This is a genomic window from Nocardioides immobilis, from assembly GCF_003515065.1.
Taxonomy (GTDB): domain Bacteria; phylum Actinomycetota; class Actinomycetes; order Propionibacteriales; family Nocardioidaceae; genus Nocardioides; species Nocardioides immobilis.
In genome coordinates, this window is record NZ_QXGH01000059.1 from 1 (window position 1) to 13,689 (window position 13,689).

Consider the following 13,689-nt stretch of genomic DNA (forward strand, 5'->3'; position numbering starts at 1 on the left):
CCCACGACCAAGACCCGGAGAACCGGCGGCACCAGCGCCGGCGATCGCGCACGCCCGAAACGGATCCCGATCAGCGCCACGGCACCGAACCGCTCAGCGAGCCGCCCCGTGAAACGTCGAGGCTAGCCGTCGACCTCGACCGGCACCTGCAACGGCCGCACCCCGCCGAGCCGCCGGTGGTAGCGCACGTGATGGCCGTGCGCCTCGAGGATCCGCCACAACGTCTGGCGGGCCGCCCACGGCAGCGGGTCGGCGCCGTCGTACCAGCTCTCGCCGAAGCTGATCCAGACCGGCGTCCACTCCGCGGCGACGTCCCACGCGCCGCGCTGCCGCATGAGGAGGGTCCGGCGGACCTGGAACGCCATCCGCGGACCATCGACGCAGATCGGCGCGGTGGCGACCGGCCACAGCCGCAGGTCGAGCTCCATCAGCTCGAGCTCCAGGTCCTCGAGCGCGCGCGGGTCCACCAGGACCGTGGCGACGTTCTCGTGCGGCAGCCGCATGTCCGCACGGTAGCTGCTGGCGACGACACCCGTCAGGAGCTTTGCCTCAGCTCCGGCTAATGCGGTCGACCGCCTCCCGCGTGGCATCGAGGAGCCAGTCGGCGTGCTCCTCGTCCCTGCCGATGGCGGTCAGCCCGAACCGACCGTCGATGGCCAGGCACGACAGCATGTGCAGCACCACCCCGGTCCCGGCGACGTGATCGAAGTCGAGGCCGGCGTCGGACACCGCGGCGATGACCGCGGACGGCGCAAGCCCGAGCCACGCGATGTCGACCATGTTGTCCGTGGCGCGGTAGGCACGGGAGGACCCATCGGCCTCGGCTACCCAGCGGCCGGTTCGGACGTCGTACGCCCCGGGCACCAGGTTGCGCAGGACGGCGAACGGGTGGGTCGTGCCGCCGTTGCGGAGGTTGATCTCGAGGGCGTAGCAGTCCCAGCGGCCTGCGTCATCGCCAGCCACCGCGAAGTCCACCCCTGCTCTGCCGACGGCTCCCCGCGCGGCCAGGGCCTGCCCGACCGTCTCGGCGTGGTGGGCGATCTGGGGGGCGTACGCCCGGTCAGCCGGGAACCGACAGCCGGTGAAGACCTGGGCGCTGTCACCGCCGAGGACCTGCTCGTGCGACGCCAGCACCGTCACCTCGCCGTGCGGTGAGATGCCGACCTGCACGCTAGGACTCCGGAACTGTGGCGCACTGACCAGCTCCTCCACCACGCCTCCGGCAGCGAGGTCCGTCAGGTACCAGCTTGCCAAGGTCTCGACACGCTCCCGGATCTCCGCGAGGTCGGCTGCAGAGCCGTCAGCAGCGCGCAACCCGACCACGACGTTGCCGTCGCCCGCCCCGCTGTCGTCGAGCTTCATCACGACGCCCCGGGCCTCCGGCCGGGCTGTCTGGATATCGGTGACGGCTGCGACCACGTCATCGACCGACCGGACGTCCTCGTGGCCGTACGGCACGGGAACCCCGGCTTCCCTCATCATCCGGCGGCCGGCGCTCTTGTAGCCCAGGGGCCAGAGCTCCGGGGACGTCCCGTTCATCGGCATACCCAGCTCCAGCGCGACCCGGACCTCCAGGTCGGTCACGTTCCAGGGCTGGACGAAGGCCAGGCGGCCCCGCCGGCAGGCTCGCAGTTCCTCGAGCAGGTCGGGACGGTCGAGCAGCTTGGCGCTCACCGATCGCGGCGTTCCGTCGTCGACGACGACGACCCGGAACCGTTCGAGTGCGGACCGGCCGGTGTGCGCGGCGACCAGGGAGTCGTAGTACTCGATGACCTCGTGGTCCGGCTGCTGCGTGCACAGGAAGACGAGCTCGCAGTGCGGCACGCGGTGAAGCATCAGGTAGACGACGAGGTAGCGGTGCTCCAGGGCGCGCACCCGTGGGCCGTAGTGCGCAAGCAGCGACTCCGCCACCGAGTGGGACGGCAGGGCGATCAGCGAATGGTCCGCGTCACTGCCGGGGAGGTTGGCGAGCCAGGCCTCGGCGAGGTCTGCCTGCAACGCGGAGAAGCGCTGCGCCGTCGGAGTGTCCATACGACTCCACCTCCTCAGCCGGGCTGCCCGGAGTCACGCCAGGAGCTCAGCCACCTGTCTTACCTCGTCGGCGCTGCGGCAGCTCAGCAGCAGCGTCGTCACACCAGTGTCCTCCCAGGCCGCCACGCGGTCCTTGACGTAGGCGGCGTCGCCGATGATGTGCATCTCCTCTACGAGCTCGTCGGGGATCAGCGCCGTCGCCTCCTCGCGCTTCTGCGAGAGGAACAGTTCCTGGACCTGGTCGGTGATCGCGGCGTAGCCCATCCGCTCGAAGACGTTCTTGTGGAAGTTCTGGTCCTTGGCGCCCATGCCGCCCATGTAGAGCGCGACCACGGGCTTCATCGCGTCGATGACAGCGCGCCGCTCGTCCTCGCTCGTCGTGATCTGGAGATGGCAGGTGGCGGCGATCTCGAAGTCGGCACGAGTACGACGAGCCCCCTCCCGCGCGAACCCCTCATCCAGCCACGGTTGGTACATCCCGGCACTCTTCGGCGTGTAGAAGATCGGGATCCAGCCGTCGGCGATCTCGGCGGTCTGGGCGACGTTCTTGGGTCCTTCGGCTCCGAGCCAGATCGGTATGTCCGCTCGCAGCGGGTGGACGATCGGCTTCAACGGCTTGCCGAGCCCCACCGAGCCCGGACCGTTGTAGGGCAGGGGGTAGTGGGGACCGTTGTTCGTCACCGGACCCTCGCGGGCGAGGACCTTGCGGATGATCGAGACGACCTCGCGGGTGCGGGCCAGCGGCTTCTCGAACGGCTGGCCGTACCAGCCCTCGACGACCTGCGGACCGCTCACGCCCATCCCGAGGATCACCCGGCCACCCGTGAGGTGGTCGAGCGTGAGCGCGTGCATCGCGATCGACGTCGGTGCGCGACCGGACATCTGCACGATCGAGGTCCCGAGCCGGAGCCGGGAGGTCTCCCTGCCCCACCACGCCAGCGGCGTGAACGCGTCACTCCCCCACGCCTCCGCGGTGAACAACGCGTCGAACCCCGCGTCCTCCGCGGCGGTGACCAGCTCCGCGACTCCCTGCGGGGGCTGTGCCCCCCAATAGCCCAGCTGCAGTCCAAGCTTCATGGTCACATCATGGCGCACACTTGAGGCGAGAACTAGAACGTGTTTCACTTTCGCCCATGACCCGCACCTTGCAGGCGCCGGTGACGGTTGCCTTCGACTACACCCGTTCGACCGGACCAGTGATCGGACGCTTCCTCTCCGGGCTTCGCGACGGCGTGGTCGTCGGTGGCCGGACCTCCTCCGGCGACGTCGTCGTGCCGCCGCTCGAGTTCGACCCCGTGACGCACGAGGCGACGACCGAGTTCGTCGAGGTGTCCTCCATCGGGACTGTCACGTCGTGGACCTGGGTGCCCGAGCCGGTGAAGGACCAGCCGTTCGACCGGCCCTTCGCGTTCGCCCTGGTCACCCTCGACGGTGCCGACGTCCCGCTGCTCCACGCTCTCGACGTGGCGTCACCCGCCGAGGTCCGCACGGGCATGCGGGTCCGCGTGCGCTGGGCCTCCGAGCGCACCGGCCACATCAACGACATCCTCTGCTACGAGCCTCTCGCGCCCGGCGAGGCCGAGACGCCGAACGAAGTGGCGGGCACGAGCGGTGACGACCCCGTCACCGGCGTCGTCACCCCGGTCTCGCTCGACTACAACTACGCGGCCTCACCGGAGGAGTCGCTGTTCTACCGCGGCCTCAACGAGGGACGCATCATGGGCCAGCGCTGCCCGACGTGCCAGAAGGTCTACATCCCGCCGCGCAGTGCCTGCCCCGCCGACGGCACTCCGACCGCGGAGGAGGTCGAGCTCTCGCAGACCGGCACCGTGACGACCTTCTGCATCGTGAACGTGCCGTTCCTCGGGCAGAAGATCACCCCGCCCTACGTCTCGGCGTACGTGCTCCTCGACGGCGCCGACATCGCCGTGCTGCACCTGATCCTCGGCGTCCCCGCCGACGAGGTCCGGATGGGCATGCGCGTCAAGGCCGTGTGGAAGCCGAGGGACGAGTGGACCTTCTCCCTGGAGAACATCGACCACTTCGCACCGACCGGCGATCCGGACGCCGACTACGACACCTACAAGCACCACCTCTGAGGGAGAACATTCGATGAGAGACGTCGCCGTCGTCGGGTTCGCCCAGCGACAGATGCCCGAGTTCGACGGGTCGCCGACCTGTGTCGAGCTGCTCGTCCCGCTTTTCAAGGAGTGCTACGAGCAGACCGGTTGGACCCGCCGGGACGTCGGGTTCTGGTGCTCCGGCTCCTCCGACTACCTGGCCGGCCGCTCGTTCTCCTTCGTCCAGGCGGTCGACGCGATCGGCGTCATCCCCCCGGTCAACGAGTCGCACGTCGAGATGGACCTCGCCTGGGCGATGTACGAAGCGTGGATCAAGATCCAGACCGGCGAGGTCGACACAGCCCTGGTCTACGCCTTCGGGAAGAGCTCGGCCGGGGTGCTTCGCCGTACACTCGCGCTGCAGCTCGAGCCGTACACGATGACACCTCTGTGGCCCGACACGGTCTCCCTGGCGGGCCTGCAGGCCCGCGCCGGCATCGACGCCGGGCTGTGGGACGAGCGGGCCATGGCCGAGGTGGCGAACCGGTCGCTGACGGACGCGGAGAAGAACGAGTACGCCATCCGCAAGGGCGGCTCGTCGGTCGACGAGCTGCTCGCCCGCCCGATGTACGCCGACCCGCTCCGCAAGCACGACTGCGCCCCGGTCACGGACGGCGCGGCGGCCATCGTGCTCGCCGCAGGCGACCGCGCCCGCGAGGTGCGCGATCGACCGGCCTGGCTGACCGGCATCTCCCACTACGTGGACCCGATGGGCATGGGCGTGCGCGACCTGACCCGCTCGCCCTCCGCACAGCGGGCGGGCGCGGCGCTCGAGCTCGACGGGGTCGAGGTCGCGGAGCTGCACGCCCCGTTCAGCCACCAGGAGCTGATCCTGCGCCGCGAGCTCGGACTCACCGACGACGTGGCGATCAACCCGTCCGGTGGGGCACTTGCCAGCAACCCGATGTTCTCCGGAGGCGGGATCCGGGTGGGCGAGGCGGCCAAGCGGGTGTGGTCCGGTGAGGCCACCAAGGCGCTGGCGCACGCCACCAGTGGCCCGGCACTGCAGCAGAACCTTGTGTGCACCCTGGCTTCGTCGCCCGGATCGACCGCCGCTACCGAAGGAGCTCGGAACTGATGGGCAAGCAACCTGCCGCGATCATCGGCGTCGGCCAGACGCACCACCGCGCCAAGCGCGAGGACGTCTCGATGGCCGGCCTGTGCCGGGAGGCGATCGACCGCGCGCTCGCCGACGCGAACCTGTCGCTCGACGACATCGACGCGATCGTCGTCGGCAAGGCCCCGGACCTCTTCGAGGGCGTGATGATGCCCGAGCTGTTCCTGGCGGACGCGCTCGGCGCTGCGGGCAAGCCGCTGCTGCGGGTGCACACGGCCGGGTCGGTGGGCGGATCGACCGCGATCGTCGCCTCCTCGCTCGTGCAGGCAGGCGTCCACAAGCGGGTGCTGACGGTCGCCTACGAGAAGCAGTCGGAGTCCAACGCGATGTGGGCACTTTCGGTGCCGCTGCCGTTCAACATGCCGGTGCACGCCGGCGCGGGCGGCTACTTCGCCCCGCACGTCCGCTCCTACATCCGGCGATCGGGGGCACCGACCCACGTCGGCGCGATCGTGGCGGCCAAGGACCGCAACAACGCGCTGAAGAACCCCTACGCCCACCTGCACAACGAAGGCACGACGGTCGAGTCGGTTCTGGCCTCCCAGATGCTCTGGGACCCGATCCGGTACGACGAGACCTGCCCCTCGAGCGACGGCGCGTGCGCGCTCGTGATCGTGGACGAGCAGACCGCCGCATCGTCCCCGAACCCGGCCTGGATCCACGGCACGGTCATGCGGTCGGAGGCCACCACGGCCGCCGAGCGCGATCAGGTCAACCCGCAGGCCGGCCGAGACGCGGCCGCTGCGCTGTGGAAGCAGGCGGGCATCACCAACCCGCTCGAGGAGATCGACGCCGCCGAGATCTACGTCCCGTTCTCGTGGTTCGAGCCGATGTGGCTGGAGAACCTCGGCTTCACGCCGGAGGGCGAGGGCTGGAAGCTCACCGAGGCCGGAGAGACTGGCATGGACGGCAAGCTCCCGGTGAACTGCTCCGGTGGGGTGCTCTCCTCCAACCCGATCGGGGCGTCCGGCATGCTCCGCTTCGGCGAGGCAGCCCTGCAGGTCCGCGGGGCGGCCGGCGAGCACCAGGTCGACGGCGCGCGGCGCGCGCTCGGCCACGCCTACGGAGGCGGCTCGCAGTTCTTCGCGATGTGGGTGGTCGGCGCAGACAAGCCGACGAGCTGATGGGCGACTCGAACGGGTTCGTCCTGGTCGACCGGCCGCGTCCCGATGTGGCGGTCGTGACCCTCAACCGCCCGGAGCGGGTGAACTCGATGGCGTTCGACGTCATGGTGCCGTTCCGTGACGAGCTGCGGAGGCTCGGCGACGACAACGAGGTCCGGGTGGTCGTGCTCACCGGCGCCGGGCGGGGCTTCTGCTCAGGCGCCGACCAGAGTGGCGAGCGGGGCCGGATGCCCAACATCGACGGGCTCACCGGCGTGACGATCGCGCTGCGCGCCATGGAGCTGCTGGACGACATCATCGTCACCCTCCGGCGCCTCCACCAGCCGGTGATCGCGGCGGTCAACGGACCGGCCATCGGCGGCGGGCTCTGCCTCGCGCTCGCGTGCGACGCACGGGTGGCCGCGGAGTCGGCGTACTTTCGTGCGGCGGGGATCAACAACGGCCTGACCGCCAGCGAGCTCGGACTCAGCTACCTGCTCCCGCGCGCCATCGGCACGTCCCGGGCCGCCGAGATCATGTTGACCGGACGCGACGTCGACGCGGTCGAGGCGGCGTCGATCGGGCTGGTGTCGCGGGTCGTGCCGGACGACCAGCTGCTGGACAGCTGCCTCGAGACCGCTGCCGACATCACCCGCTGGAGCCGGCCCGGCATCGAGCTCACCAAGCGCACGCTGCAGGACAGCCTCGACGCCGCGAGCCTCGAGCAACACATGCACGCTGAGGGCGTCGGCCAGCTGCTGGTGCGGCTCATGACGCAGAACTTCGAGGAGGCCGTGGCCGCCCGCAAGGAGAAGCGCGAGCCACGTTTCCTCGACTGACCCGGCCCCGCCGTACCCTTGACCGCGTGATCGAGCTCCGAACCCCGACCCAGATCGAGCAGATGCGCCCCGCCGGGCGCTTCGTGGCGTCCGTGATCGGTGCGCTCGCAGAGAAGGCGGACGTGGGGGTCAACCTGCTGGAGCTCGACGAGCTGGCGCACAGGATGATCAAGGACGCCGGCGCGGAGTCCTGCTACATCGACTACCACCCGTCGTTCGGCGCGATGCCGTTCGGCAAGGTGCTCTGCACCTCGGTCAACGACGCAGTGCTGCACGGGCTGCCGTTCGACTACACGCTCCAGGACGGCGACCTGCTCTCCGTCGACTTCGCCGCGTCGGTCGACGGCTGGGTCTCCGACTCGGCCCTCTCGGTCGTCGTCGGCACACCGCGACCCGAGGACGTCCGGCTGATCGAGATCACCCAGCGCGCTCTCGACGCCGGCATCAACGCCGCCCGGTCCGGCAACCGGCTCGGGGACATCTCGAACGCGATCGGATCCGTCGCCCGCGCCGAGGGCCTCAAGGTGAACCTGCAGTTCGGCGGCCACGGCGTCGGCCGCACCATGCACGGCGACCCGCACGTCGCCAACGACGGCCAGCCTGGCCGCGGGCTCAAGCTCCGTCCCGGCCTGGTCATCGCGATCGAGCCGTGGTTCCTGCACACCACCGACGAGATCCGCTTCGACCCCGACGGCTGGACCATCCGCAGCGCCGACGGCTCCCGCGGTGCCCATGTCGAGCACACGGTCGCCATCACCGACGGCGACCCGATCGTGCTCACCGCCCGCAGCTGACCCTGAAATCAGAGGGCGTCCAGCCAAGGATGTCCGGGCGAGGCGACTCGTAGCGCCTCGGCGAGCCAAGCTCGTCGTTCTGGCTCGAGGGTCGGGACGACCGCGGCGAAGTCGGACTGGTCCTTCGGCCGGAGGCCCTTGCTCTTCTGGAGAAGCTGGACCTCGGGCGCCAGCACCCGCATCGCGTCCGTCGACGCCGGTCCGTCGAGGTCGTCGACCGGGAGGGTGATCCGTGGTTCGCGCCGGTAGCGCCAGGTGCCGTCGGGAGCGTCGTCGATCATCACCTGGAGGCTCCAGGGCGCGGTCGTCGTACGACGGCACCAGATGTCGTGCACCTCGACCGGCAGGACCTCACCCGTCCCCCACGGTCGGAGTCGGCCGGGTGGGTCGGCGGCGTGCAGATCCCAGCCGCCCAACGCATCCTGCAGTGCGCCCTGCTGGTGCCGAAGGATCAGGACGTCGGTGTCCTCGTGCTCGCGGCTCTGCCGACCCAGGTGGCGGTCGAGCGCCCAGCCCCCAGCCAGCCACCAACGACCGGACATGCCGGCGAGCACCTCGGGAAGCTCGTCCGGCCCGATCGGGTCCCACACCCTGAGGTCACCCACGCCCGCCATCGTCACATGCGGCGCGCCGGCCCAGCCGCGCTGGGAACGGCCCCGCCTGTCGGCGGCGTCCTGGCGCGGTCGTGGGCGTACCACCTGCGTCCTACCGCCCAGATAGGGCGTCCACTCCCGTGCAGCAGTTTCGATCCGGCAGGAATGCCGCGGGCGTCCCGTTCGGTGCGACGGCGCTAGGGCTAATCTCGCCTGCGTGGACGCATATGCCTGCAACGGGTCGGGAAGCCCCAGAAGCCGATGTGGGCCCCCAGACGCATACCGACGTGCACTGAATGCCGAGTAACTGATGGCTGGCGCGGAGGCTGAGCGGCGGCTACGGGACCTCGCCGACCGCTACAAGGACAAGACCCCGACCCTCCGCTACGAGGAAATGTATCGCGGGGTGCCCCAAGGGGACGTGCTCGCGTATCTCCACGAATCCCTCGACAAGCACTTCACCACCATCAACAAGTGCGCCAAGACCAACCGTCATTTCTGGGCTGCTAACAGCGTCGATCTGCTCGATCTCATGGCAGCGATTGAGGAAGACCTCGACTCTCTACAGAGGGCCGGCGTACCGGTTGTGCTGCTGGATACGTACCAACGGCAAATTGACTATCTCAACGAGTGGGTCTCCTACAGCGGTGGCAGTCCTATCCCTGACGACTTCACTCCACTTGATGTATCTCGTTACGCGCCGGTGTTCGTCAGTCGCAACGATGCAACGATGACGGTCAGGGCTGCCGACGAGAAGGTCGAACTCAAGATCGTCGGCGAGGGTTCGTACGCAATCGTCTTCAGCTACGTCGATCCGAAATATGGGAAGAAGTACGCTGTCAAGAGGGCGAAGCGCACCAACAGTCCAAGGGACTTGGAGCGCTTCAAGCGGGAGTTCACGAAGCTGAGCGAGTTGAGCTTTCCTCACGTCGTGGAGGTTTACCGCTACGACGATGAGCTGAACCAGTACACGATGGAGTATTGCGACACCAACGTCCGCGACTACATCAGGAAGCACAACAGCACGCTGCCGTTCCACGTGCGACGGACACTGGCCCTCCAGTGCCTCTACGGCCTCAACTATCTCCACCAGAGCGGCATCCTCCACCGCGACGTGAGCCCGCAGAACGTGCTCCTTCGGCTCTACGACAAGGGGCGTTCTCGGCAAAGATTGCGGACCTAGGGCTGCTCAAAGACCTCACCCAAGACTTCACGAAGACCCAAACAGAGCTGCGCGGGACTCGACTCGATCCAGCTCTTGAGTCAATGGCGGACTTCCGCATCGAGCATGAGATGTTCGCCGTCGGCTGGCTGCTCTGGTTCATCTTCGTGGGTCGCGATGGGCTCGCCCCCAAGGACGCCGGGCCGGTGGCCGACCTGGTTCGACGCTGTGTTCACAGTGATACCGGACGACGCCCGAGCTCGACGCTGGAACTCATCGAAGCCGTGCGTGCGCTTCGTGCGCCCGTGGCCCCCGCCGGACAGTCGTAGTACTGGACGCAGCATCTGCCGGATCGGCCCGACGAGCGACGCCGTGGTCGCGAGGTTCCAAGCGCGCGGGAGTCGTGAGGCGGCGCCGAGCATCCGAGCGATACGAGCCACCCAGCAGCCAGATCAGAAGGCGGCGGGACCAGTCAGGCTGTCTGAATAGCCACTGTCAGCGATACGTGCAGCAGTCCCACCGCTCATCGCGTCGCTTCCGCCGCGATCGGGGAACAAATTTGCCGGGCGGCGGATGCGGACGACTTACACGCACGAAAAAGCGCAGACTGGGCTTTACGATCCTTGATATGGCGGGTCTCACCTCGGATGAGCGAAAGCGACTTACCGACGTCGTTGCACGAAGACTGGGTGCGCGATCGGATGCGGCGGTTCTTGTCGAGGCGTACCTCGCCGCCGTTGAGAAACACGCGTTCGCGCGCACATGCGACGCTGGACCGGTCCCAACCTCACTGAACGTCGAGCGCTCGGCGGTGCTTGTCGAGATCAGCCGTCAACTCAAACGAGTCATCGAGGACTTCGAGATCGAGGCGTTGTTTCGAGTGACGCGGACCCAGGCGCGGACTATGCGCACCACCCTGCTGGCCACATACAGCGACGTAACTGACGATTTGACGCTGACCTGGTCCCTAGTCGGCGCACGGACTCTTGGCCGAATCAGCCAGGGCTCGGTGGTCGGCTCGGAGATTCAGTTCAGTTCCGAAGAGCGTCGAGATGCATTCGTGGCGCAGATGGACCGAGGAGCGACGCCCACGGAGGTCCTCCTCGGAGATCCCAAGAAGCCGTGGCGGGTAGTAGTCGACGATGCGTTTCCGAAGGATTCGCTTCCCCCTGCAGTCGGCAAGTAGATGCCCCCTGACATCGAAACAGCTAAGGACCTGCTGCAACTCGCAGGAGGGCCATCCATCCTTGGAGTCGGAGCGCTGTTGACGTACACCACTTCCGTATTTGGCGACAGCCGACGCGATTCTTCGAAAGGCTGGCTCGCGCTGGGCGCCGGCGCGGCGCTTCTCGTGTGGCTGGTTCTCTTTCTTGCACTCTCGGCGACGACAGTTTGGGCATCGTTGACTGCGGGTGGGCCTATGGAACCCGTATTGGTGCTGCTGGTTGCCGCGTGGATTGTCTGCGCGGGCCTTGTGGTGGTCGTTTTCTGGAAGACACCTGTCGCGTTGCGGTACCTAGTCGAGTCTTATCGGCCGGAGGAGACACCGTGCGCACTTCGCTGGATCCGTCGGCGGCTGTTCGAGTAGGAGCCGTGGCGCACCGGATGCTCGCGCCGTCATCTCTAGCCTTGTGCTGCGGCGTCTCGACCTCTGAGCAACCTGAAGCCGCCACTACCCACATTTGGCCGCGCTCGGCGAACGAGGCCGCGACATTACGCCGCATGAGCAGCTGAACGGCCGCAGGGTGTCGCTCCCAGCCCAGATGTCCCTCGGCTGCGAAGACAAGACCCTCCGGAAGGTCGAGATCGGAAGGGATGGCCGCGGCGATCGGGGTGTTGCGTGCGCCGGTCGAACGCCGTGGCGAGGCCAACGTTGTTTGTGTCGGGTCGGCGACGTTACGGCGGTCCGTGCGGCGCGATGTTGTCGCCGGTGGTGTTCGCGGCACCGATGAAGCGGTGCTCGGACCCTGGAGGCGTCAGGACCCGGTCGGCACCAGGTCGGGGCTGTCGGAGGTCCGGCCCTCTTCGAGGGTGACCTCGACGACATCCTCGAGCTGGGCGGCGGGATCGGCCGACAGCGGGACCTCCGGGTCGGACTCCAGGAAGCGGTGCCAAGCACCGTCGTCTCCGACCGCGAAGACGTAGAGCGTGCCGAGATCGCCCGACTCGGTCACCACGCACGAACCGGGCGCGACGGTCGCGTCCACGCCATCGCCGGCGATCGTCTCGTCGAACACCTCGGCGGTGAACGCGTCGCCGGCGAAGGTGCCGGTGAGGATCGGCGGGCCGTCGGCGTGGCTCAATCGGATGAGCCGCGCGAAGCTGTCGGGAGCGTCGGCGTTGAAGCTCTCCGCGCAGGACTGGCTCGACGCGGACGTCTGGTCATCCGGTGGATCGTCAGTGGATCCCGCGTCGTCCGACCCGCAGCCGGCCAGTGCAGCGGCCGCGACCATCGTGACCACGCTCGTGCGGACCATGGTCGGAATTGTCGCACCAACTTCCGGGTTCCGAAACAGGCCGTCGCGAGCATCAGGGGGGCACGAAGGAATCCACGACGTGCCTGCTGTGGCCCGATGTCGCCAAGGGCATCTGCATCCTGCTGGTGGTGCTCCACCACATCGCCGGCGAGCAGTACGGCATAGTCGTCCCGGCCGGTCTCGGTCAGGCCGAGGACGCCTGGCTGTGGATCACCGCGGCGCTCAAGCCGATCCGGATGCCGCTCTACTTCGTGGTGAGCGGCCTCGTCGCGACCTCCTCGGTCGCCCGACCCTAGGCCGCGGCGCGCAAGCGGATCCCTAACTCATAGACCTATTTGAGTCATTCCGCCGCCTGTCGGACTCTCGATCCGTCCGCATAATGCCGATGAGCGGACGGGGCGCCGGCGCGAACCGTGATCGCTAGTTCCTCTTCTACAGAACAAGACCCAAGCCTCCGACTAATGTGCCACGATCCACAGAAGGTCCTTCTCGACCTGGCACAGCGACACGATCAGGTACGACGCAATCGTGGCGAGCGTCGCTGTCTACTACGTCCCCTGGGAGTTCTCGTTTATGAAACATCGTTCTGCCGTACTCAGCCTCGCCGCTCTTGGCTTCGTGTTGGCAAGCCCAATCGCGGCAATGGCAGCACCGAGTGGACCTGAGGGTCCCGATAACTGCACCTTCGACAAGGGCGTAACGACGTGCGCCCAGTCGGATGCGCCGGTCGTAACCGAAAGCAGCAGCGCGCCAGACTCGCGCACAGGTTGCGTGACCGTGACGACCACGACCGCGACCACGACCACGTACACGGCTCACCGAGGCACCTACAACAGCAATGGGTCCGCGGTCACCGCACCGCCGCCTGCGAACAGTTCATCGTCGACGCAATCGCAGGAATGTCCGGTTCACGGGTCGGTGGGTTTGTATGCGGCCGACCCCTCCGGTGCCCCGTGCGAGGGGGTGGCCCCCACCGACACAGACACGCAAATCGGAACGGTCTATTTCTACGAGAACGGCCCCGATGTCGTGTTGCACGTCGAGTTGACCGAAGCAACCCCGAACAGCCCGTATTACTTCGCTCATGCCTGTGTCGCTTTCCTGCATACCGGGGTTACCAATGGCGACGGGGACGACTCGTTCGACACCGTTCTTCCTAATGCAGCCGGTACGCAGGTGAACTTCGACTATCGAGACAGTGCCATCTATGCGCAGACGGGCCCGGTCACCCTGTAACAAGAATCGGCTCGGGCCAGGCAACCGGTGGGTGGGGCGGGCGACCATCTCGCCCACCGGGGCCGTGCCTCGCTGAGGGCACTGCGTGCTCGCGGAGCTGCACGCTACTGGCACCCCTCTGTGTCAAGACGCAGTCGGTAGCGGGGTTCTAGGGTGGGGTCTGGCGGGTCCGGGAAGTGGCTTGTCCGAAGAGCCGGTGTGGGGTTGTGAGCCGGTC

General features: G+C 67.8%; 16 protein-coding genes. 11 read left to right on the forward strand and 5 right to left on the reverse strand.

All coding sequences use genetic code 11. From position 1 onward, the window contains the following. Positions 1 to 122: 122 nt before the first annotated feature. From D0Z08_RS31275 to D0Z08_RS31285, 3 genes are read right to left on the reverse strand one after another with little or no spacing between them, the layout of a single operon-like run. Positions 123 to 503: a hypothetical protein gene (locus tag D0Z08_RS31275; protein WP_118929199.1), complete on the reverse strand. Its 381-nt coding sequence runs from the start codon at positions 501 to 503 to the stop codon at positions 123 to 125. Positions 504 to 549: 46 nt separating this feature from the next. After that, positions 550 to 2,031, reverse strand: coding sequence for a peptide ligase PGM1-related protein (locus D0Z08_RS31280; RefSeq protein ID WP_118929200.1), 1,482 nt, complete (start codon positions 2,029 to 2,031; stop codon positions 550 to 552). 33 nt (positions 2,032 to 2,064) lie between these two features. After that, entirely contained in the window at positions 2,065 to 3,108 is a 1,044-nt protein-coding gene (locus D0Z08_RS31285) for an LLM class F420-dependent oxidoreductase (RefSeq protein ID WP_118929201.1), read from the reverse strand. Positions 3,109 to 3,164: 56 nt separating this feature from the next. On the opposite strand from D0Z08_RS31285, the gene D0Z08_RS31290 reads away from it, so the two are divergent. Genes D0Z08_RS31290 through map form a run of 5 tightly spaced genes read left to right on the forward strand, consistent with a single transcriptional unit; the run spans position 3,165 to position 8,004 of the window. Next, positions 3,165 to 4,130, forward strand: a complete 966-nt coding sequence (locus tag D0Z08_RS31290) for a Zn-ribbon domain-containing OB-fold protein (protein WP_118929202.1) — start codon at positions 3,165 to 3,167, stop codon at positions 4,128 to 4,130. Positions 4,131 to 4,143: 13 nt separating this feature from the next. Continuing rightward, positions 4,144 to 5,229 (forward strand): thiolase domain-containing protein, encoded by a 1,086-nt coding sequence (locus D0Z08_RS31295; protein WP_118929203.1) that lies wholly within the window; start codon positions 4,144 to 4,146, stop codon positions 5,227 to 5,229. Continuing rightward, positions 5,229 to 6,392, forward strand: a complete 1,164-nt coding sequence (locus D0Z08_RS31300) for a thiolase domain-containing protein (protein WP_118929204.1) — start codon at positions 5,229 to 5,231, stop codon at positions 6,390 to 6,392. The genes D0Z08_RS31295 and D0Z08_RS31300 overlap by 1 nt, the downstream gene beginning before the upstream one ends. Beyond that, positions 6,392 to 7,210, forward strand: coding sequence for an enoyl-CoA hydratase (locus tag D0Z08_RS31305; RefSeq protein WP_118929205.1), 819 nt, complete (start codon positions 6,392 to 6,394; stop codon positions 7,208 to 7,210). Before D0Z08_RS31300 ends, D0Z08_RS31305 begins: the two co-directional genes overlap by 1 nt. A gap of 26 nt (positions 7,211 to 7,236) precedes the next feature. Next, positions 7,237 to 8,004: a type I methionyl aminopeptidase gene (gene map, locus D0Z08_RS31310; protein WP_118929206.1), complete on the forward strand. Its 768-nt coding sequence runs from the start codon at positions 7,237 to 7,239 to the stop codon at positions 8,002 to 8,004. Between the two features lie 8 nt (positions 8,005 to 8,012). Here map and D0Z08_RS31315 read toward each other — a convergent pair whose 3' ends face one another. Further along, positions 8,013 to 8,609 (reverse strand): nucleotidyltransferase domain-containing protein, encoded by a 597-nt coding sequence (locus D0Z08_RS31315; protein ID WP_220454480.1) that lies wholly within the window; start codon positions 8,607 to 8,609, stop codon positions 8,013 to 8,015. A 298-nt stretch (positions 8,610 to 8,907) separates the two neighbouring features. On the opposite strand from D0Z08_RS31315, the gene D0Z08_RS31320 reads away from it, so the two are divergent. From D0Z08_RS31320 to D0Z08_RS31815, 4 genes are all read left to right on the forward strand, one after another. Then, positions 8,908 to 9,780, forward strand: coding sequence for a protein kinase family protein (locus D0Z08_RS31320; protein ID WP_118929208.1), 873 nt, complete (start codon positions 8,908 to 8,910; stop codon positions 9,778 to 9,780). Between the two features lie 83 nt (positions 9,781 to 9,863). Next, positions 9,864 to 10,088 carry a hypothetical protein gene (locus D0Z08_RS31325; protein WP_118929209.1) on the forward strand — a complete coding sequence of 75 codons (225 nt, stop codon included), beginning with the start codon at positions 9,864 to 9,866 and terminating at the stop codon, positions 10,086 to 10,088. 299 nt (positions 10,089 to 10,387) lie between these two features. Next, complete coding sequence (locus D0Z08_RS31330; protein WP_147381612.1) at positions 10,388 to 10,945, forward strand: hypothetical protein; 558 nt, start codon at positions 10,388 to 10,390, stop codon at positions 10,943 to 10,945. 78 nt (positions 10,946 to 11,023) lie between these two features. Continuing rightward, entirely contained in the window at positions 11,024 to 11,347 is a 324-nt protein-coding gene (locus D0Z08_RS31815; RefSeq protein WP_147381613.1) for a hypothetical protein, read from the forward strand. A 388-nt stretch (positions 11,348 to 11,735) separates the two neighbouring features. On the opposite strand, the gene D0Z08_RS32515 is transcribed toward D0Z08_RS31815, so the two are convergent. Further along, a complete protein-coding gene (locus D0Z08_RS32515) occupies positions 11,736 to 12,236 on the reverse strand; it encodes a hypothetical protein (protein WP_182481609.1) in 501 nt (166 codons plus the stop codon). An 8-nt stretch (positions 12,237 to 12,244) separates the two neighbouring features. Between D0Z08_RS32515 and D0Z08_RS33570 the strand changes: the two genes are divergently transcribed. Both D0Z08_RS33570 and D0Z08_RS31820 read left to right on the forward strand, forming a co-directional pair. Then, positions 12,245 to 12,532 (forward strand): acyltransferase family protein, encoded by a 288-nt coding sequence (locus D0Z08_RS33570; RefSeq protein WP_220454481.1) that lies wholly within the window; start codon positions 12,245 to 12,247, stop codon positions 12,530 to 12,532. 232 nt (positions 12,533 to 12,764) lie between these two features. After that, on the forward strand, positions 12,765 to 13,472 hold the full coding sequence (locus D0Z08_RS31820) for a hypothetical protein (protein WP_147381614.1): 708 nt from the start codon (positions 12,765 to 12,767) through the stop codon (positions 13,470 to 13,472). The last annotated feature ends 217 nt before the right edge of the window (positions 13,473 to 13,689 follow it).